This is a genomic window from Acidovorax sp. GW821-FHT10A04 (genome assembly GCF_059415825.1).
In genome coordinates, this window is sequence record NZ_JBWKNZ010000004.1 from 213,449 (window position 1) to 233,617 (window position 20,169).

The following is a 20,169-nucleotide window of genomic DNA, read 5'->3' on the forward strand; positions in this document are numbered from 1 at the left end:
CGACTCAGGGGGTGTTCACGCTAGCCAGCGCCGCATGCTGCAGCAGCATGATGGTCTTGCCGTCCTGGATGCGGCCCGAGGCGATGGCCGCCAGCGCCTCGGCCAGGGGCATCTCGATGACCTCGATGTCCTCGCCCTCTTCCACCACGCCGCCGCCCGCGCGCACCCGGTCGCCGGGGGCGTACTCGGCGATGAAGAAGTGCAGCTTCTCGGTCACCGAACCCGGGCTCATGTAGGCCTCGAACAGCTTGCGCGGCGCGCGGATGCGGTAGCCGGTCTCCTCCTCGGCCTCGCGGCGTATGCAGGCCTCGGGCCCATCGCCATCGAGCAGGCCGGCACAGGCCTCGATCAACTGGCCATCGGGGGAGCCATTCAGAAAAGCCGGCAGGCGGAACTGCCGGGTCAGCACCACGGTGCGGCGCAGCGGGTCCCACAGCAGCAGCACCGCCCCATTGCCCCGGTCATAAGCTTCGCGGCTCAGCCGCTGCCACTGGCCGTCGCGGCGGCGCAGCTCGAAGTGGATCTGGCGCAGGGTGTACCAGCTGTCGGACAGCAGGTCGGCACCCAGCAGCCGGACATCGGCGGCATCGCCCGGCAAGGGCGCCGCTTCGGGGCGCTTCATGGCGCCACCGCCTCTTCTTCAGCGGCCTCGCGCACGGGCAGCTCCTCGATGTGGTGGTAGACCGGCAGGCCCAGGGCCTGCGCGCGGACCACGTCCATGTCGGCGCCGCGCGAGGCGCCGGGCAGGCGCAGCACCGCATCGCAGCGCGCCAGCAGGCGGGCAGCCACGGGGTACTGGTAGGCATGGAACACCGCGTCCCCGTGCGTGTGCCCGCCGGCCGCATGGATGATGGGCAGGGCCAGCCATTCGCCCAGCATGGGCAGGTGGCCGCGCTGGTAGATGGGCAAAGCGGCCGCTTCCAGCCGCGCCCGGTTGGCGGCAATGCGCTCGGGGTCGCCATCGGTGCCGGAAAGGTAGGGGCCGGCAATGAGTACCAGCAGAGGGCGGTCGGCCGCCGTGGTGTCGGGCATGGGGTTCTCCACAGTTCAATCGTGCAGTATCATGCATTTTCATTTGATTTCATGCAACCAACCCGCCCATGCTCACCACCCAACGCAAACAGCTCATCCTCCAGCGCCTCGCACAGCAGGGCCAGGTCGTGGCCAAGGCGCTCAGCGATGAGTGGGGCGTGTCCGAAGACACGGTGCGGCGCGACCTGCGCGAGCTCGCAGGCGAAGGCAAGCTGCAGCGGGTGCACGGCGGCGCCCTGCCCGCCTCGGCCGCCGTGGGCGACCTGCAGGTGCGCCAGGAGCTGGCGCCCGGCGAAAAGCGCCTGCTGGGCCGCGCCGGGGCCGCGCTGGTGCGGCCCGGCCAGGTGGTCATCCTCGATGGCGGCACCACCTCGCTGCAGGTGGTGCAGCACCTGCCGCTCGACCTGCACGCCACGGTGGTGACCCACAGCCCTGCCGTGGCCACGGCGCTCGCCGGGCATGTGCACATCGAGGTGCTGAGTCTGGGCGGGCGCCTGTACCGGCACTCCATGGTGAACGTGGGCGCCAGCGTGGTGGAGGCCGCCGGGCGGCTGCGTGCCGACCTGTTCCTGATGGGCGTGACCGGCGTGCACGCCCAGGCCGGGCTCACCACCGGCGATTTCGAGGAGGCCGCCGTCAAGCGCGCCCTGCACCAGCGCGCGGCAGAAACCGTGGTGCTGGCATCCACCGACAAGCTCGGCGCGGCCTCGCCCTTCGGCATCGCGCAACTCAAGGAGCTGAGCGCCCTGGTGGTGCCGGCTGCGGCGCCCGCCCAGGTCCAGAAGGCCTTGCGGGCCACGGGCGTGGAGCTCGTGCTGGCCGACTGAAGCCCCGCATGCGCGGTGGCGCGCAGCATGCACAATGCCGCCATGCGATTTCTAGGAGTCTGTCGGACTTGGAGCGTCGAAAGCGAAAATTGGCCTCAGCGAGGACAGTTTTTGCCGGATTTGCAGCCCCATAGCCAGGCTATGGGGCAAAAAAACGGTGAAAAATGGACCGCTGCGGCCGATTTGCAGCCGACGATTTCCAAGTCAGACAGGCTCCTAGCCACTGTCTGCCGGCTGCGATGGGTGCTGGTCTGCCTGCTGGCGGTGGTCTTGGGCATGGGTGGTGTGCAGGCACAGCCGCAGCCGGTCGTGCATTTCACCGCCGCGCAGGAGCTGGAGCTGCCGGGTTCGCCGGCGCCGCTGCAGGAGCACACCGATTGGCAAGCCCTGGGCGCGGACTGGCGCGAGGTCGCGCTGCCCTTTGTCTTCGAGCGCCAGATCATCCCGGCTGGCGGTACGCCACGCGTATCGACCCGCTGGTTCCGTGTGCAGGTGCCGGACATTGCACCGCCCGGCGGCACGGCCCACTTCTACCTCAAGCGCTGGCAGACCGCGGGCCAGATTGCGGTGTACGCGGACGGCCGGCTGATCCACCGGTCGCTGGGCAGCCCAAGCTGGAACCTGTTCCGCCACCCGGGCCTGCTGCTGCCGTTGAACCAGACACCGCTGGCGGCTGCGCCGCGCGAGATCCTCATCCGCCTGGACAGCCTGCAGGGCGCGGGCGGCGGGCTCTCGTCGTTCTATGTGGGCGACACCAATGCCCTGCTGTCGCACTACACCGTGCGCGAGTGGCTGGAATTCCAGCTGCCCTTCATGAGCAGTTCGGCCTTTCTTGCCGTGGCGCTGTTCTGCTTCGGCGTGTGGCTGTGGCGCCGCCAGGACCCCCTGTACCTGCTGCTGGCCGGCTTCTCGCTGCTGCAGGTGGTGCGGCGCTGGCATTTCCATACCGGGCTGGAGCGGCTGCCGGTGAGCGACGCCTGGTTCGGCTGGATCACGCTGAACGCGCTGGCCTGGCAGATCGTGATCCTGCACGCGTTCCTGCAGTTGCTGCATGGGCGCACCTTGCCACGGCTGACCGGCGCGCTGCTGGCGCTGACGGCCATGTTCACCCTGCTGACGCTGCCGCTCGGCCTGCCGCTGCCCGCCCTGGTGCTGCTGCGCCCGGGGCTGCAGATGCTGCAGATCTCGCTGGCGGTCGCCGTGGTGGCCGGGGGGCTGTGGCATTCCTGGCGCAGCCGGTCGATGGACGGCCTGCTGCTGAGCAGCAGCGTCGCCGTGGCGGTGGGTCTGGGCATCTACGACTGGTTCAAGGCCCAGCAACTGCTGGACCTGGAATGGTTCTACCTCACGCCCTACGCCGCGGTCCTGTACTTGGCCGTCTTCATGTTCATCATGCTGCGCCGTTACGTGCGGGCCATCACCGAGGTGAAGCGGGTCAACGCAGGCCTGGCCGAACGGCTCGCGGCGCGCGAGGCCGAACTGGAGCGCAGCTACCAGGCGCTGCGCACGGCAGAGCACGCGCAGACGCTGAGCCAGGAGCGCCAGCGCCTGATGCAGGACATGCACGATGGCCTGGGCTCCTCGCTCACCAGCGCCATCCGCTCGGTCCAGGGCGGCACTCTGACCGACGAGCAGATGGCCCGGGTGCTGGCCGATTGCATGGACGACCTGAAGCTGGCCATCGACTCGATGGAGCCGGTGGATGCCGACCTGCTGCTGCTGCTGGCCACGCTGCGCTTTCGGATGGGGCCGCGCATCGAGAGTGCGGGCATCGCCTTGCGCTGGGAGGTGCAGGACGTGCCGGTGCTTGAATGGCTGGACCCCTCCAGCGCGCTGCACATTCTGCGCATCGTGCAGGAGACCGTGGCCAACATCCTGCACCATACGCGGGCGACCCAAATCCGCTTCAGCACCGGTCAGGTGGGGGAAGTCGTCGAGGTGGCCATCGAGGACAACGGACAGGGCTTCGATGTGGACAAGGCCCATGCAGAGTCTGCCGGCCGGGGCCTGCGCAACCTGCAGCGCCGCGCCCAGGCCATCGGCGGCACGGTGGCGTGGGCCTCCGGGCCGACTGGAACACGCTTCACCCTGTGGCTACCCATCAAACCTCCCAAGCCCAGCCCCTACGGCCTCCCCGAGGGCCGGTTGCCGACTGACAGCCCACCCTCTTGAGGGCTGGTGCCGCTGCGCCGCAGGTGCTCCACCAGTGCCGAGGCAAAACCCGAGAGCGCCACGCCCTTGCGCACGCAGATCTGCAGGTCGCGCTGGGCCCAGGGCTCGTCCATCGCCACGACCACCGGCGGGTCCGCCAGGCCTGCCAGCTGGACCGCGCTGCGCGGCACCAGGCCGATGCCCACGCCCGCCCCCACCATGCGGCAAACTGCCTCGAAGCTGCGCACCTGGATGCGCACATCCAGGTGCCGCCCCAGGGAGGCCGCCGCGTTCATCGTGAAGGTATGGATGGCCGAGCCCGCATGCAGCATGACAAAAGCGTGGTCAAGCACCTCGGCAAAGCCGACCTGCGCACGCCCCGACAGCGCATGCCCCCTGGGCACGATCAGCACCAGCCGGTCCTGCCGGTAGGGCGCCAGCTCCACGCCCGCGCTGTTGCCGCTGTCGGCGAGCACACCGACCTCGATCTCACCGCTGGCCACGGCGACCACGATCTCGGCGCTGGTGCGCTCCTCCAGCGTCACGCTGACCTGGGGGTGCTGCTTCAGGAAGCCGGCCAGGTCATCGGGCAGAAAGGTGTGCGTGGCATGGGTGTTGGCCCACAGGCTCACATGGCCGCGGATGCCCGTGGCAAAGGGCGACAGGTTGGCATGCATCTGCTCCAGGCTGGCCAGCACCTGGCGCGCATTGCGCAGCAGCGCTTCGCCCGCGCGCGTGAGCTGCACGCCGCGGGTCTGCCGCTCGAACAAGGTGGTGTGGAGCGCATCCTCCAGCCGGCGCAGCCGGTGGCTGGCCGATGACGGCGCCAGGCAGGCGCGCGCGGCCCCGCGCGTAAGGTTGCGCTCTTCGGCAATGGCGACGAACAGGCGCAGGTCGGTCAGGTCGTAGTTCATGCAGCGGGCCCATAGCGTTCGTTATGTACGAACGCATGCTTGCGGGAATAGCAATTGTGCCCTGCAACATAACAGAGCAACATGGCCCCATTGATTCCTCTGCCCCCTATCGCATGCACACATACCGTTCGCGGCAACCGCATGCATTGAACCCTAAACACCCCATGTCCTCCTGGAAACACTGGCCTGCCGAACGCATCGGCCTGGCCCTGGCCGTTCTCGCCGCCCTCGGCTTCTCGTTCAAGGCCATTTTCGTCAAGCTGGCCTATGCCGTGCCCCAGGCCACGCCGGTCGATTCGGTCACCCTGCTGGCGCTGCGCATGGCGTTCTCGCTGCCGGTGTTCGCCTGGGTCGGCTGGCGCGCCAGCCGCAGCCTGGCGCCGCTGACCCGGCGCGACTGGGCGCTGGTCACGGCCCTGGGCCTCTTGGGCTACTACGGCGCGAGCATCCTCGACTTCATCGGCCTGCAGTACATCACGGCCAGCCTGGAGCGGCTGATCCTGTTCCTGTACCCCACGCTCACCATCGTGATCGGCGTGCTCTTCATGGGCAAGCGCGCATCGCGGCGCGAGATCGGCTCGCTGCTGCTGTCCTATGCCGGCATCGGCCTGGCCTTTGCGCACGACCTGCACGTGGCCGGCGATACCCGGGCCGTGCTCATCGGCGCAGGCTTCGTCTTCGGCTCGGCCGTGTCGTACGCCTTCTACCAGGCGGGCAGCGAATCGGCCATCCGCACCCTGGGCGCGGCGCGCTTCACCGCACTGGCCATGCTGGTGTCCACCGTGGCCACGCTGGCGCATTTTGTCGCGACCCAGCCGGTCGCGGCGCTGGCGCAACCCGCGCCGGTGTACCTGCATGCACTGGGCATGGCGATCTTCTCCACCGTGCTGCCGGTGTTCATGACGTCTGCCGCTATCCGCCGCATCGGCGCCGCCCGCACCGCGCTGATCGGCAACCTGGGGCCCATGCTGACCATCTTCTTCGGCTGCTGGCTGCTCAACGAGCCGCTGTCCTGGTGGCAGATGGCCGGCGCGGGGCTGGTGCTGGCGGGGGTGCTGCTGATCAGCAAGCGCCCCGCGCCAGCGGCGGCCAGGGCCCTGCCCCCGTCCACCCCGCTGGCGGGCAAGCCCAGCGTGGTCACCCAGCCTTGATCGAGGCGAACCAGGCCTTGATGGACTCGACGCGCTCAGGGCTGACACCCCCGGCCTGGTCCTGCACCAGCGGATGCGGCCCGGCATCCAGCACAAAATTCGGCCGCAGCCCCTGCGGCTGGATATGCACCATCAGCGGCAGGCCGAGGGTCACCGGGTAGAACGGGATGTCGGTGCCCAGCAGCGCCGCCAATGGCGCGTGCGCCTCCCGCCCCTCCTCGGCACGCAGTTCCTGGTAGGCCATGAACTGCTCCTCGCTCACTTCGGCCCAGGCGCCCCAGGCAAACTCGTCCGGGTGGCCATGGATGGAGAGCAGCACCGACCCGTACAGGTAGAAGCGCTCGTCGTCGATCACGCACATCTCGCCGTTGGACCAGACCCGCTCGGCCCACTCCGCGGGCGGCACCTTGTCCGTCAGTGTCGGCCGCGAGACCGGGATGGAAACCGACAGGCCGTCGTGCGCCAGCCCGCAGCAGGGGCAGATGCCGGGAGCCGGGGCGGTTGGCGTGTCGGCCTCTGGTGGGCGGCTGGTGTTCATGCGGTCGTGCCCGTGGATTCGGTCACCGGTTGTGGGGGATGGGAGGGGCATGCTACCTGACAGACCGGCTGGTTGGGCCGCAGGCCTACACCGGCATCCAGGCACCCTGCCTATCATCAGTGCTCCCCCGCCCCACGCTGCCAGCCCCCATGCGCAACCTGCTCGACTTCAGCTCCTGGTCCACCCTGCTCACCACCCTGATGGGCCTGCTGGTGGCCACCCTGGTCATGGTGGGTACGCGCCTGGTGTTCATGCAGACCATCCAGAAGCGGCGCGAGCGCGAGAACCGGCAGATCAACGAACGCCTCAAGACCCTGATTGCCGCGTACAAGACGCTGGGTGGCTCATTCACCGGGCAGTTGCAGGTGCATCCCACGCACATGCGCGACCTGAGGCGCCACCAGGTGCATGACAGCGCCGTGCAGATGGCCATGGCTGGAGAAACGCCGCAAGCCGATGCCGCCGAAACTGGGGAGCCAGCCCTGCCTTCCCTCGCCCTCACCAGCACCGAACGCCAGCGCCGCGTGCGCGATGCGGTCGAGGCCGCGCTGTCCGACGTGATCCTGCTCGGCACCGAGGAACAGGTGGAACTGGCCGCCAAGGCCGCCCAGGACATGGTGGCCGGGCGCAGCATCGAGACTGCGCAACTGGTGGTGTCGCTGCGCCACTTCATTCGCTCGGCACTGGACCTGGAGCCCATCCCCAGCGCGGTGGCCATTCCCAACCAGGGCCCATTGCGCCCCAGCAGCGGCGGTGGAGGCGGTGCCGCCGGAAAGCGGGCAGCCGGCAGTACCGAGGGCGGTGGCGGGCGCAGCGCAGGTGGCAGTGGCGGTGGTGGGGCCGGCATGGGAGGCATGGCCATGGGCGCGGGACTGGGCTCGCACAGTGCAGACACCGAGGCGCCCGACGGTACGACGGCCCGCTGACCCGCCGGAAAGCTCAGCTGTCGCTGTCCTCGAACAGCGCGTAGATCGCCACTGCCACAGCCATCGGCAGCCCGTCGTCAAAGCCCTCCGGGTCCAGCTCAACGAACTCGCTGCCGTTCACCGGCTCCAGCATGATGGCGGGCACGGGCCGCACCACCGGCACCTTGGGGTAGTCGTCGGGCCGGCCGCCTTCGGAGGTGTGCGGGTCGAACCAGATATGGCCCGTGTTGTAGAAGCCCGCTGCGTAGCGCTCCTCGATCAGGCGCAATAGCAAGAAGGTCTCTGGGCTCAAGGCCTGTTCTGCCGAGGTGAACTGTACATGCCAGCCGGCGCCCAGGTACCAGTAGATGAGCAGCGCCGTACCCCGGTCCAGCGTGGGCTGGTCCACCAGCCACTGTAATGCCTGCAGATTGCCGTCGTAGTTGGAGCGCGCAGCAAAGACGTGCCAGGCGGCGGGAGAGGCATCGGCCAGGTAGGCCTGCACGATCGCCTGGACACGGGTTTCGATGTCGTTGTCGGAAGTCATGTCGGTAGGGGATGGATCAGGCGCCCAGTGCGGCAGGCCGCTCGACCAGGCTGTGGAGAATGGCGTCGAACAAGGCATTGCCATCGTTGCCGCTGACGGGCTTCCACTGCACGTGCTGCGTCACGCGCTGGCGGTGGCGCAGGGTTTCGACCCAGACATCGCGCAGCGGCGTCCTGCAGTGCAAGGCCAGTACCAGAAGGGCCATCTGCTCCTGCAGATAGAACAGGCCGTGCACGCCGCTCTCGCCGTCCTTGAGCACGCGGCTGACCTGGTCGACCGAAAGCAGCAGCTTGCCCAGGGCCGCCATGTCCTTGGGCGCGTCCTGCCAGAGGATGGCGCGCTCGGCGGCCCAGAAGGCCAGGGCCTTGGCAAACTCGGCCAGGTCGTGCGCGCTGCGCAGGTCGTTCTGGCCCAGGCGCGGGTTGCGGTGCCAGGGGATCTGCTGAAAATCGTTCAGGGTCCGCTCGTAGTCGGGGATGAAGGTCTTGATGCGGCCGCGCAGTTCGGGCCCGCCCAGTTCGTCCAGGCGCGCCAGCCAGGCCTCGCGCACGCCGGGCAGCCACCAGTTCACGGAGCAATGGATGTACTGCCGGTCATGCTCGGGCTGCACCTGTATGAAAAACGCCTGCACCGTAGGGCCATAACTGCGCTGCACGAGGCGCGCGCGTGAGTTCACCGGATGGGGGTGGACTTCGAAACCCAGGGGCGCGAGCCGCTCCATCAGTGCACCGCACAGCACGTCCAGGCTGTGCGGCACCCGCGCCGGGGCAAAGCTGCCGGGCGCGGCCTGCACCTTGGGCGGCTCCACGCGCAGGGCGCGTTCGGCAAAGGGCTCGACCGTGCCGTCCTCGTAGACCACCTGGCGGTCCAGCCGGTACAGCGCCCCGCCCTGCGGCTCGAACAGCTGCAGCCCGGCGTCGGCTGCCACATGGCCCAGGGTGGAGAGCACCGTGGCGTCCAGCGCCTGCAGGTGCAGGCCCAGGTTCAACGGCCAGTGGTCCAACGGCCCGAACGGCAGGCCCTCGGCCCAGATCAGGGGCTGCTCCACCCCGTTGGCACCAGCGGCCAGCGGGTAGTAGCACTGCACCTCGCGCAAGAACTGGTCGAACATGGCCACCACGCGGGGCGTGGCCCGCTGGTCGCGCTGGCACGCGGCCAGGGCCGTGGGCACGTCGGTGGCCGTGATGCGGTCGAAGATCTGGACGATGGTGCTCATGAAAGCGAAAGCGGCAGACACCCGAATATGTAACAGGATCAGCGGATTGTGCGCAATGGCGCGCCGGGCGGCTACCGGAAAACCCCGCCTGCATGGGACTCGATGCATTCGCACAACGGCTTGTAGAAAGCCACGTTGTAGCCGCGCACGCCGATGTCCTGGTGGATCGGTACGTGGCCGGGCACAAAAAAAAGCCGCACGTGCCCGAAGGCATGCGCGGCTTTTTGCTGGAGTGAAGCGGCCCGTCTGCCTACTTACTTCTTCTGCGGCGGCACATCCGTGCAGCTGCCATGCGCGATCTCCGCCGCCATGCCGATGCTCTCGCCCAGCGTGGGGTGCGGGTGGATGGTCTTGCCGATGTCCACCGCGTCCGCGCCCATCTCGATGGCCAGCGCGATCTCGCCGATCATGTCGCCGGCGTGGGTGCCCACGATGCCGCCGCCCAGGATCTTGCCGTGGCCATGGGCCTCGGGGCTGTCGTCGAACAAGAGCTTGGTGTAGCCCTCGTCACGGCCGTTGGCGATGGCGCGGCCCGAGGCCGTCCAGGGAAACAGGCCCTTCTTGACCTTGATGCCCTGGGCCTTGGCCTGGTCTTCGGTCAGGCCCACCCAGGCCACTTCGGGGTCGGTGTAGGCCACCGAGGGGATCACGCGGGCGTTGAAGGCGGCGCTGGCCAGTTCCTTGTTGCCCTGGATCTCGCCAGCGATGACTTCGGCCGCCACATGCGCTTCGTGCACCGCCTTGTGCGCCAGCATGGGCTGGCCCACGATGTCGCCGATGGCGAAGATGTGCGGCACATTGGTGCGCATCTGGATGTCGACGTTGATGAAGCCACGGTCCGTGACAGCCACCCCGGCCTTCTCGGCGGCGATCTTCTTGCCGTTGGGGGTGCGGCCCACGGCCTGCAGCACCAGGTCATAGACCTGGGGCGCCGGGGCGGTACCGCCCTCCTCCGCCGAAGCAAACGTCACCTCGATGCCTTCGGGCGTGGCCTTGGCCCCCACCGTCTTGGTCTTGAGCATGATGTTGTCGAAGCGCTTGGCGTTCATCTTCTGCCAGACCTTGACGAGGTCGCGGTCGGCGCCCTGCATCAGGCCGTCCAGCATTTCCACCACGTCCAGGCGCGCGCCCAGGGTGCTGTAGACGGTGCCCATTTCCAGGCCGATGATGCCGCCGCCCAGGATGAGCATGCGCTTGGGGACTTCCTTCAATTCCAGCGCGCCGGTGGAGTCCACCACGCGCGGATCGTCGGGCATGAAAGGCAGGCGCACTGCCTGGCTGCCGGCGGCGATGATGGCGTTCTTGAAGGCGATGACCTTCTTGGTGCCCGTCTTCTCCTGGCCGGTGGCGCCGCTGGTCTCTTCCACTTCGAGGTGGTTGGCACCGACGAACTGGCCCAGGCCGCGCACGGTGGTGACCTTGCGCATCTTGGCCATGGCGGCCAGGCCGCCAGTCAGCTTGCCGATGACCTTTTCCTTGTGGCCGCGCAGCTTGTCGATGTCCAGCGTGGGCTCGCCGAAGCTCACGCCCAGGTCGGCCATGTGGCTGACTTCGTCCATCACGGCCGCCACGTGCAGCAGGGCCTTGGAGGGGATGCAGCCCACGTTCAGGCAGACGCCGCCCAGGGTGGCGTAGCGCTCGACCAGTACGACCTTGAGGCCCAGGTCGGCTGCGCGGAAGGCGGCGCTGTAGCCGCCGGGGCCGGCGCCTAGCACCAGCACGTCGCATTCGAGGTCGGCGCTGCCGCCGAAGCTCGATGCCTGGGGCGCGGGTGCAGCGGGGGTTGCCGCAGCGACCGGTGCGGCTGCCGCGGGCGCTGCCGCAGGTGCGGGAGCCGCGGCACCTGCGTCCGCCGCCTCCAGCGTCAGCACCACGGCGCCCTGGGCGACCTTGTCACCGATCTTGACCTTGAGCTCCTTGACCACGCCAGCGTGGCTGGAGGGGATCTCCATGGAGGCCTTGTCGGACTCCACGGTGATCAGGCTCTGCTCGGCCTTGATGGTGTCGCCGGGCTTGACCAGCACTTCGATGACGCCGACTTCGTCGAAGTCGCCGATGTCCGGAACCTTGATATCAATGATTGCCATACCAGGGTCTCCTCGTTACAGCAGGATGCGGCGGTAATCCGCCAGCACCTGGCCCAGATAGGCGTTGAAGCGCGCAGCGCTGGCACCGTCGATCACGCGGTGGTCGTACGACAGCGACAGCGGCAGCACCAGGCGCGGCACGAACTGCTTGCCGTCCCACACGGGCTTGGTCTGGCCCTTGGACAGGCCCAGGATGGCCACTTCGGGCGCATTGATGATGGGCGTGAAGTGCGTGCCGCCGATGCCGCCCAGCGAGCTGATCGACATGCAGCCGCCCTGCATGTCGGCCGAGCCGAGCTTGCCGTCGCGGGCCTTCTTGGCCAGCTCACCCATTTCATTGCTGATCTGGATGATGCCCTTCTTGTCGGCGTCCTTGAGCACAGGCACCACCAGGCCATTGGGCGTGTCCGCCGCGAAGCCGATGTTGTAGTACTGCTTGTAGACCAGGGTGTCGCCGTCCAGGCTGGTGTTGAACTCCGGGAACTTCTTGAGCGCAGCCACCACGGCCTTGATCACGAAGGCCAGCATGGTCACCTTGACGCCGCTCTTCTCGTTCTCCTTGTTGGTGGAGACGCGGAAGGCTTCGAGCTCGGTGATGTCGGCCTCGTCGTTGTTGGTGACGTGGGGGATCATCACCCAGTTGCGGTGCAGGTTGGCGCCGCTGATCTTCTTGATGCGCGACAGGTCCTTGCGCTCGACGGTGCCGAACTTGCTGAAGTCGACCTTGGGCCAAGGCAGCAGGTCCAGGCCTGCGCCGCCACCACCACCTGCAGGAGCCTTGGCCGCCTGGGCCTTGGTCTGGGTGGCGCCGCTCATGACCTGCTTGGTGAAGGCCTGCACGTCGTCCTGGCTGATGCGGCCCTTGGTGCCGGTGCCCTTGACTTCTTCGAGCGGCACACCCAGTTCGCGGGCGAACTTGCGCACCGAGGGCGATGCATGGGGCAGGCCCGTGACGGGGCCGCCGGGCTGGTGGGCGGGCACGGCAGCCGCTGCGGGAGCGGGCGCTGCCGCAGCAGCCTGGGCAGGGGCCGGCGCTGCCTGGGCTGCAGGCGCAGCAGCAGGAGCCGTTGCAGGTGCCGGCGCGGAAGCCGCAGGCGCGGCTGCGCCTTCGAGAATCGCCACCAGGTCACCGATGTTCACGGTGTCGCCGATCTTGACCTTGAGTTCCTTGACCACGCCTGCGGTAGGCGAAGGGATCTCCATGGAGGCCTTGTCGGACTCCACGGTAAACAGGGACTGCTCGACCTTGATGGTGTCACCCACCTTGACCAGCATCTCGATGACGGCCACGTCCTTGAAGTCGCCGATGTCGGGCACGCGCACTTCCACCGGGCCAGATGCAGCGGCTGGCGCGGCAACGGGTGCCGGCGCTGGTGCTGCGGCCTGAGGCGCAGCGGCAGCGGGTGCAGGAGCAGCTGCCGCCGGTGCTGCTGCGGGAGCAGCCGCGTCGGCTGCTTCCAGCACGACGATGACGGACCCCTGCTTGACCTTGTCGCCCACGGCGATCTTGATCTCCTTGACCACGCCTGCGTGGCTCGAGGGGATCTCCATCGACGCCTTGTCGGATTCCACCGTGATCAGCGACTGCTCGGCCTTGACCGTGTCGCCGGGCTTGACCAGCAGCTCGATCACGCCGACTTCGTCGAAGTCACCGATGTCCGGAACCTGAATGTCTACCAATGCCATTGTTGTCTCCGGTGCGATTTATGCGTAGAGCGGGTTGACCTTGTCGGCCTGGATGTTGTACTTGGCGATGGCCTCGGCCACCTTGGCCGCAGGCACCTTGCCTTCTTCGGACAGCGCCTTGAGGGCCGCCACGACAATGTAGTGGCGGTTGATCTCGAAGTGCTCACGCAGCTTGCTGCGGAAGTCGCTGCGGCCGAAGCCGTCGGTGCCCAGCACCTTGTAGGTGCGGCCGGCCGGGATGAACGAGCGGATCTGGTCCGCGTAGTTCTTCATGTAGTCGGTGGAGGCGACCACGGGGCCCGTGGTCTTGCCCAGCTGCTCTGCGACGAACGAGACGCGTGGCGTTTCGGTCGGGTGCAGCAGGTTCCAGCGCTCCACGTCCTGGCCATCGCGGGCCAGTTCGTTGAAGCTCGGGCAACTCCAGATGCTGGCGGCCACGCCCCAGTCCTTTTCCAGCAGCTCCTGGGCGAAGAAGGATTCGCGCAGGATGGTGCCGCTGCCCAGCAGTTGCACCGTGGGCGCATCGGCGGCCAGGGCGGGTGCCTGCTTGCACAGGTACATGCCCTTGAGGATCTGCTCTTCCGTGCCGGGCTGCAGGCCGGGCATGGGGTAGTTCTCGTTGAGCAGCGTGATGTAGTAGAAGACGTTTTCCTGGCGCTCGACCATGCGCTTCAAGCCATGGTGCATGATCACGCCGACTTCGTGAGCGAAGGTCGGGTCGTAGCTCACGCAGTTGGGGATGGTGCCGGCCAGGATGTGGCTGTGGCCGTCTTCGTGCTGCAGGCCTTCGCCGTTGAGCGTGGTGCGGCCCGAGGTGCCACCCAGCAGGAAGCCGCGGGCCTGCATGTCGCCCGCCGCCCAGGCCAGGTCGCCAATGCGCTGGAAGCCGAACATCGAGTAGTACACGTAGAACGGGATCATGATCCGGTTGTTCGTGCTGTAGCTGGTGGCGGCAGCGATCCAGCTGGCCATGCCGCCGGCTTCGTTGATGCCTTCCTGCAGGATCTGGCCGGCCTTGTCTTCACGGTAGTACATCACCTGGTCGCGGTCGACCGGGGTGTACAGCTGGCCCTTGGGGTTGTAGATGCCGATCTGGCGGAACAGGCCTTCCATGCCGAAGGTACGTGCCTCGTCCACCAGGATGGGCACGACGCGCGGGCCCAGGGCCTGGTCGCGCAGCAGCTGCGTGATGAAGCGCACGTAGGCCTGGGTCGTGGAGATCTCGCGGCCTTCGGCCGTAGGCTCCAGCACCGCCTTGAAGGTATCGAGCGAGGGCACGGTGAAGCTCTCTTCGGCCTTGGGCAGGCGCTTGGGCAGGTAGCCGCCCAGGGCCTTGCGGCGCTCTTGCAGGTACTGCATTTCCGGCGTGTCGTCGGCCGGCTTGTAGTACGGGATGTCGGCCAGTTGGCTGTCCGGGATCGGGATGCTGAAGCGGTCGCGGATGTACTTGATGTCCTCGTCCGAGAGCTTCTTGGTCTGGTGCACGGTGTTCTTGCCTTCACCGGCCTTGCCCATGCCATAGCCCTTGACGGTCTTGACCAGCAGCACGGTGGGCTGGTTCTTGTGCGCGTTGGCGGCGTGGAAGGCGGCATACACCTTGGCGGGCTCGTGGCCACCGCGGCGCAGCTCGAAGATCTCGTCGTCGGTCATGTGCTCGACGAGCTTGAGCGTCTCGGGGTAGCGGCCGAAGAAGTTCTTGCGCACGAAGGCACCGTCGTTGGCCTTCATGGCCTGGTAGTCGCCGTCCAGCGTCTCCATCATCAGCTGCTTGAGCTTGCCGGTCTTGTCGCGCGCCAGCAGGGTGTCCCAGCCATTGCCCCACAGGAGCTTGATGACGTTCCAGCCGCTGCCGCGGAACTCGCTTTCGAGCTCCTGCACGATCTTGCCGTTGCCACGCACCGGGCCGTCCAGGCGCTGCAGGTTGCAGTTGATCACGAAGACCAGGTTGTCGAGGTTTTCGCGCGCGGCCAGGCCGATGGCGCCCAGCGATTCGGGTTCGTCCATCTCGCCGTCGCCACAGAACACCCAGACCTTGCGGTTTTCGGTGTTGGCGATGCCACGGGCGTGCAGGTACTTGAGAAAGCGCGCCTGGTAGATGGCCATCAGCGGGCCCAGGCCCATGGACACCGTGGGGAACTGCCAGAACTCGGGCATCAGCTTGGGGTGCGGGTAGCTCGAGAGGCCCTTGCCGTCCACTTCCTGGCGGAAGCTGTCGAGCTGCTCTTCGGTCAGCCGGCCTTCGAGGTAGGCGCGGGCGTAGATGCCGGGCGAGCTGTGGCCCTGGATGTACAGCAGGTCGCCGCCGTGGTCTTCGCTGGCGGCATGCCAGAAGTGGTTGAAGCCGGCGCCGAACATGCTGGCCACCGATGCGAACGAGCCGATGTGACCGCCCAGGTCGCCGCCGTCGGCGGGGTTCAGGCGGTTGGCGCGCACCACCATGGCCATGGCGTTCCAGCGCATGTAGGCGCGCAGGCGCTTTTCAATCGCGATGTTGCCGGGACAGTGGGCTTCCTGGTCGGCTTCGATGGTGTTCACGTAGCCGGTGTTGGCCGAGAACGGCATGTCGATGCTGCTCTGGCGCGCGTGCTCCAGCAGTTGTTCCAGCAGGAAGTGGGCGCGCTCGGGGCCCTCCTTGTCGATCACGGCGGACAGCGCATCCATCCATTCACGGGTTTCCTGCTGATCGACGTCGGTACCGAGGCCGAAAGCGGCCTGAGGGTCGGGCTGAGCTGACATGCTTTGTCTCCTATGGGTGTGGCAGCAATTTAGAACACTGCCCCTAGTTTCTCACAACTTTTCGCCAATTTCAAATGGTGCCCATCGATATCGCATTATGAGATTTTGCTGCAACTGCACAAGAACGAGCGTTCGCAAAAGGCCTACGCCAGCCTGACAAGCCGCCGCAAAAGGGATCGTGGACAGGTTTGTCCCCGCTGTCCGTAACCAGGTGTGCACCTCCTCTACACTTGAGGGACATGCATCCCACTGACCCAGCGCCCTCCCCCACGGTCTCCCCCATCGCGGCCCCTGCGCGCTGGTGGCGCAAGTGGTGGCGCAGCCTCTCGCCCACCCGGCAGGACCGGTTCGCCGCGCTCGCGCCCCTGGCAGCGGTGCTGATGTTCCTGGCGGCGATCGTGGCGGCCTTCTGGTACCTGCGCGCCGAAGAGGCCGAGCGCGAGCAGGAAGCCCTGCGCCGCGATGTGGAATATGCCCAGCAGCGGGTGCGCCTGCGCCTGCTGGAGCGGCAGGAGCAGCTCATGCGCATTGCGCGCGACCTGTCCAACCAGGAGCTGGAGCGCTCCGAGTTCGTGAGCCGGGCCGAGACGCTGATCAGCCAGTACCCCGAGCTGCAGGCCATCACCTGGATCGACGAGCGCCGCCGCATCCGTGCCAGCCATGCCGCGCCCACGCTGGCCAGCAGCGAGCTGCGCATTGCCGGCGAGGTGCTCAAAGCCGGCGACACGGCCGACACCTACGGCCTGGCGCGCGACCTGCAGCAGCCCGTCTACGCCCAGCCACCGGCCGCCCAGGGCGATGTGACGCCGCTGCTGCAACTGCAGGTGCCGCTGAACAACCAGGGCAAGTTCAGCGGCGTGGTGCTCGGCGAGTACTCCATCGACAGCCTGCTGCGCTATGGCACGCCGACCGAGGTGCTGGCACGCTATGCCGTGACCATGCTCGATGGCAAGAGCCAGGTGCTGGCGGGTACGCCCCTGGGCCCGCGCAACCCGGCCACGCAGTTCCTGCCCTGGAGCCCGCGCGCCAACGAGTACGAGGTGCCGGTCTCCCCGGTGGGCAACGGCCTGGTGCTGCGCGCCCAGGCCTACCGCACCTCGCTGGGCGTGGTGGGCAGCGGCCTGTTCTGGCTGGTGGGCACGCTCTCGGCCATGACGGCCTGGATGCTGATCGCCACCTGGCGCCACACGCGCCGGCGCATGCAGGCCCAGCAGGCCCTGGTGGCCGAGACCAATTTCCGCCGCGCGATGGAGAACTCCATCCTGACCGGCATGCGCGCCCTGGACATGGAAGGCCGCATCACCTACGTGAATGCCGCGTTTTGCCAGATGACGGGCTGGAGCGAGGCCGAGCTGGTGGGCCTGAAGGCACCCTTCCCCTACTGGCCCGACTCGGACCACGAGGCGCTGCACGCCAAGCTGCGCGATGAACTCAGCGGCAAGACCATCGTCGGCGGCTTCCAGGTGCGGGTGCGGCGCAAGAGCGGCACGCTGTTCGATGCGCGGCTGTACGTGTCGCCGCTGATCGACGCCCATGGCCACCAGACGGGCTGGATGACGTCGATGACCGACATCACCGAGCCCAACCGGGTGCGCGAGCAGCTGTCGGCATCGCACGAGCGCTTCACCATCGTGCTCGAATCGCTCGATGCCTCGGTGTCCGTGGCGCCGCTGGGCAGCGAGGAGCTGCTGTTTGCCAACAAGCTGTACCGCCAGTGGTTCGGCTCGCAGACCGGCGGCCACCTGCAACTGGTGGCCCAGGCCGGCGTGGTGCCCGTGGCGAGCAGCACGTCGACGGGGGTGGACGACGAGGACGGGCTGATGGGCCTGCCCACCGATACGCTGACCAGCGCCCGCACCGAAAACGCCGAGATCTACCTGCCCGACCTGGGCAAGTGGCTGGAAGTGCGCTCACGCTACCTGAACTGGGTGGACGGCCGCCTGGCACAGATGGTGATCGCCACCGACATCACGCCGCGCCGCCAGGCCGAGGAACAGGCCTCGCGCCAGGCCGAACGCGCCCAGTCGGTGAGCCGGCTGATCACCATGGGCGAGATGGCATCCAGCGTGGCGCACGAGCTCAACCAGCCGCTCACCGCCATCAACAACTACTGCAGCGGCATGGTCTCGCGCATCCAGAGCGGGCAGCTGACCGAGGAGGCCCTGCTCACGGCCCTGCAGAAGACGGCCCACCAGGCGCAGCGCGCCGGGCAGATCATCCAGCGCATCCGCTCCTTCGTGAAGAAGAGCGAGCCCAACCGTGCCCTGGCCGACGTGCACTCCATGGTGACCGAGGCCGTGGAGCTGGCCGACATCGAGCTGCGCCGCCACCATGTGCGCCTCACGCTGTACATCGCCGCGCGCCTGCCGCCCGTGATGGCCGACACCATCCTGATCGAGCAGGTGCTGGTGAACCTGATGAAGAACGGCGCCGAGGCCATCCAGCAGGCCAACCGCCCCACCGCCGGCCGCAGCGTGGAGCTGCGCGTGGTCCCCAAGACCATCGAGGACCGCGGCGTGGTCGAGTTTTCGGTGCTGGACACCGGCAAGGGCCTGGCGCCCGAGGTGCTGGAGCGGCTGTTCGAAGCCTTCTTCTCCACCAAGCAGGAAGGCATGGGCATGGGCCTCAATCTGTGCCGCAGCATCGTCGAGTCGCACCAGGGCCGGATGCATGCAGAGAACATCTACAATGGTTCCGAGGTCACGGGCTGCAGGTTCTCCTTCTGGTTGCCGCTTGCCAAGCCTGCCGATGACACTACAAATTCTGTAGCAAACGCACATACTCCAAGGACAATTGCATGAGCTTGATTCCGAAAAAAGGCACCGTATACGTCGTGGACGACGACGAAGCCGTCCGAGACTCCCTGCAGTGGCTGCTGGAAGGCAAGGACTACCGGGTGCGCTGCTTTGATTCGGCCGAGACCTTTCTGTCGCGCTACGACCCGCGCGAAGTGGCCTGCCTGATCGTGGACATCCGCATGGGCGGCATGACCGGGCTGGAGCTGCAGGACCGTCTGATCGAGCGCAAGTCGCCCCTGCCCATCGTGTTCATCACCGGCCACGGCGACGTGCCCATGGCCGTGAACACCATGAAGAAGGGTGCGCTCGACTTCATCCAGAAGCCTTTTGACGAAGAAGAGCTGGTCGGCCTGGTCGAGCGCATGCTGGACCATGCCCGCGAGGCCTTCGCCGGCTACCAGCAGGCCGCCAGCCGCGATGCCCTGCTTTCCAAGCTCACCAGCCGCGAGGCGCAGGTGCTCGAGCGCATCGTCGCCGGCCGCCTGAACAAGCAGATCGCCGACGACCTCGGGATCAGCATCAAGACGGTGGAGGCGCACCGCGCCAACATCATGGAAAAGCTCAACGCCAATACCGTGGCCGATTTGCTGAAAATCGCCCTCGGCCAGAATGCCCCCAAGGGCTGAGCCCACACCAGTCACCCACCAGGGCGCCCCCCGGCGCCCTTTTCGATCCGTATTCCAGCCATGACAGCCCAACTCATCGACGGCACCGCCCTCTCCCGCCAACTGCGCAGCGAAGTCGCCCAGCGCGCCGCCGCCCTCACCGCGCGCGGCCACCAGCCCGGCCTGGCCGTGATATTGGTGGGTGAAGACCCGGCCTCCGCCGTCTATGTGCGCAACAAGGTCAAGGCCTGCGAGGACAGCGGCGTGCGCTCGGTCTTCGAGAAGTACGAGGCCACTCTGAGCGAGGCCGACCTGCTGGCCCGCATCGCCGCGCTGAACGCCGACCCGACGGTGCACGGCATCCTGGTGCAGATGCCCCTGCCCAAGCACATCGACCCGCACAAGGTGATCGAGGCCATATCCACCGCCAAGGACGTGGACGGCTACTCGGTGCTGTCGGCCGGCGAGCTGATGGCCGGCCTGGAGGGCTTTCGCCCCTGCACGCCCTACGGCAGCATGAAGCTGATCGAGTCCACCGGCCAGTCGCTCAAGGGCAAGCATGCCGTGGTGATCGGGCGCAGCAACACCGTGGGCAAGCCCATGGCCCTCTTGCTGCTGCAGGCCAATGCCACCGTGACCGTGACGCACAGCGGCACGCCCGACCTGGGCTACCACACGCGCCAGGCCGACGTGGTGGTGGCAGCCGTGGGCCGCGCCAACACGCTCACGGCCGACATGGTCAAGCCCGGTGCCATCGTGATCGACGTGGGCATCAACCGCAACGCCGAAGGCAAGCTCTGCGGCGACGTGGACTTCGAGGGCGTCAAGGAAGTGGCCGGCTGGATCACCCCCGTCCCTGGCGGGGTTGGCCCGATGACCATTACCATGCTGCTGGTGAACACCATCGAGGCCGCCGAGCGCACCGCGGCAGCCCGGTGAAAAATCCTTGAACCTACGCCCCGAGGCGCCATCTACA

At 67.5% G+C, this 20,169-nt stretch carries 17 protein-coding genes; 8 read left to right on the forward strand and 9 right to left on the reverse strand.

Annotated features, from left to right (window positions below; all coding sequences use genetic code 11):
- Positions 1–4 precede the first annotated feature (4 nt).
- Both AC07PF_RS11150 and AC07PF_RS11155 read right to left on the reverse strand, forming a co-directional pair.
- Entirely contained in the window at positions 5–622 is a 618-nt protein-coding gene (locus AC07PF_RS11150) for an NUDIX domain-containing protein (RefSeq protein ID WP_494611875.1), read from the reverse strand.
- Positions 619–1,032, reverse strand: coding sequence for a DUF4406 domain-containing protein (locus AC07PF_RS11155; protein WP_494611876.1), 414 nt, complete (start codon positions 1,030–1,032; stop codon positions 619–621). Before AC07PF_RS11155 ends, AC07PF_RS11150 begins: the two co-directional genes overlap by 4 nt.
- A gap of 68 nt (positions 1,033–1,100) precedes the next feature.
- On the opposite strand from AC07PF_RS11155, the gene AC07PF_RS11160 reads away from it, so the two are divergent.
- Together AC07PF_RS11160 and AC07PF_RS11165 are read left to right on the forward strand one after the other, a co-directional pair.
- Positions 1,101–1,859 carry a DeoR/GlpR family DNA-binding transcription regulator gene (locus tag AC07PF_RS11160; RefSeq protein ID WP_494611877.1) on the forward strand — a complete coding sequence of 253 codons (759 nt, stop codon included), beginning with the start codon at positions 1,101–1,103 and terminating at the stop codon, positions 1,857–1,859.
- 309 nt (positions 1,860–2,168) lie between these two features.
- Positions 2,169–4,031: a sensor histidine kinase gene (locus tag AC07PF_RS11165; RefSeq protein WP_494611878.1), complete on the forward strand. Its 1,863-nt coding sequence runs from the start codon at positions 2,169–2,171 to the stop codon at positions 4,029–4,031.
- Here AC07PF_RS11165 and AC07PF_RS11170 read toward each other — a convergent pair.
- Entirely contained in the window at positions 3,983–4,924 is a 942-nt protein-coding gene (locus AC07PF_RS11170; RefSeq protein ID WP_494611879.1) for a LysR substrate-binding domain-containing protein, read from the reverse strand. The genes AC07PF_RS11165 and AC07PF_RS11170 overlap by 49 nt on opposite strands.
- 164 nt (positions 4,925–5,088) lie before the next feature.
- Between AC07PF_RS11170 and AC07PF_RS11175 the strand changes: the two genes are divergently transcribed.
- Complete coding sequence (locus AC07PF_RS11175; protein WP_494611880.1) at positions 5,089–6,075, forward strand: DMT family transporter; 987 nt, start codon at positions 5,089–5,091, stop codon at positions 6,073–6,075.
- Here the strand turns inward: AC07PF_RS11175 and AC07PF_RS11180 are convergent.
- Positions 6,062–6,664: a DUF2199 domain-containing protein gene (locus AC07PF_RS11180; protein WP_494611881.1), complete on the reverse strand. Its 603-nt coding sequence runs from the start codon at positions 6,662–6,664 to the stop codon at positions 6,062–6,064. The genes AC07PF_RS11175 and AC07PF_RS11180 overlap by 14 nt on opposite strands.
- 98 nt (positions 6,665–6,762) lie before the next feature.
- On the opposite strand from AC07PF_RS11180, the gene AC07PF_RS11185 reads away from it, so the two are divergent.
- Positions 6,763–7,539: a hypothetical protein gene (locus AC07PF_RS11185; RefSeq protein WP_007848498.1), complete on the forward strand. Its 777-nt coding sequence runs from the start codon at positions 6,763–6,765 to the stop codon at positions 7,537–7,539.
- A 13-nt stretch (positions 7,540–7,552) separates the two neighbouring features.
- Here the strand turns inward: AC07PF_RS11185 and AC07PF_RS11190 are convergent, their stop codons facing one another.
- Both AC07PF_RS11190 and AC07PF_RS11195 read right to left on the reverse strand, forming a co-directional pair.
- Positions 7,553–8,065: a DUF4274 domain-containing protein gene (locus AC07PF_RS11190; protein ID WP_494611882.1), complete on the reverse strand. Its 513-nt coding sequence runs from the start codon at positions 8,063–8,065 to the stop codon at positions 7,553–7,555.
- Between the two features lie 16 nt (positions 8,066–8,081).
- Complete coding sequence (locus AC07PF_RS11195) at positions 8,082–9,281, reverse strand: hypothetical protein (RefSeq protein WP_007848501.1); 1,200 nt, start codon at positions 9,279–9,281, stop codon at positions 8,082–8,084.
- Positions 9,282–9,373: 92 nt separating this feature from the next.
- On the opposite strand from AC07PF_RS11195, the gene AC07PF_RS11200 reads away from it, so the two are divergent.
- Positions 9,374–9,517 carry a hypothetical protein gene (locus AC07PF_RS11200; RefSeq protein WP_494611883.1) on the forward strand — a complete coding sequence of 48 codons (144 nt, stop codon included), beginning with the start codon at positions 9,374–9,376 and terminating at the stop codon, positions 9,515–9,517.
- Positions 9,518–9,535: 18 nt separating this feature from the next.
- Here AC07PF_RS11200 and lpdA read toward each other — a convergent pair whose 3' ends face one another.
- Genes lpdA through aceE form a run of 3 tightly spaced genes read right to left on the reverse strand, consistent with a single transcriptional unit; the run spans position 9,536 to position 15,790 of the window.
- The gene (gene lpdA / locus AC07PF_RS11205) at positions 9,536–11,368 is read right to left on the reverse strand and encodes a dihydrolipoyl dehydrogenase (RefSeq protein ID WP_494611884.1); all 1,833 of its coding nucleotides are present in this window, start codon (positions 11,366–11,368) and stop codon (positions 9,536–9,538) included.
- 15 nt (positions 11,369–11,383) lie between these two features.
- Positions 11,384–13,054, reverse strand: coding sequence for a dihydrolipoyllysine-residue acetyltransferase (gene aceF, locus AC07PF_RS11210; protein WP_494611885.1), 1,671 nt, complete (start codon positions 13,052–13,054; stop codon positions 11,384–11,386).
- An 18-nt stretch (positions 13,055–13,072) separates the two neighbouring features.
- Entirely contained in the window at positions 13,073–15,790 is a 2,718-nt protein-coding gene (gene aceE, locus AC07PF_RS11215) for a pyruvate dehydrogenase (acetyl-transferring), homodimeric type (protein WP_007848506.1), read from the reverse strand.
- A gap of 239 nt (positions 15,791–16,029) precedes the next feature.
- On the opposite strand from aceE, the gene AC07PF_RS11220 reads away from it, so the two are divergent.
- The 3 genes from AC07PF_RS11220 to folD are packed head-to-tail and all read left to right on the forward strand — an operon-like array spanning position 16,030 to position 20,132.
- The gene (locus AC07PF_RS11220) at positions 16,030–18,591 is read left to right on the forward strand and encodes a sensor histidine kinase (RefSeq protein WP_007848515.1); all 2,562 of its coding nucleotides are present in this window, start codon (positions 16,030–16,032) and stop codon (positions 18,589–18,591) included.
- Entirely contained in the window at positions 18,588–19,214 is a 627-nt protein-coding gene (locus AC07PF_RS11225; protein ID WP_007848524.1) for a response regulator transcription factor, read from the forward strand. The genes AC07PF_RS11220 and AC07PF_RS11225 overlap by 4 nt, the downstream gene beginning before the upstream one ends.
- 60 nt (positions 19,215–19,274) lie before the next feature.
- The gene (folD, locus tag AC07PF_RS11230; RefSeq protein ID WP_007848532.1) at positions 19,275–20,132 is read left to right on the forward strand and encodes a bifunctional methylenetetrahydrofolate dehydrogenase/methenyltetrahydrofolate cyclohydrolase FolD; all 858 of its coding nucleotides are present in this window, start codon (positions 19,275–19,277) and stop codon (positions 20,130–20,132) included.
- Positions 20,133–20,169: the final 37 nt, after the last annotated feature.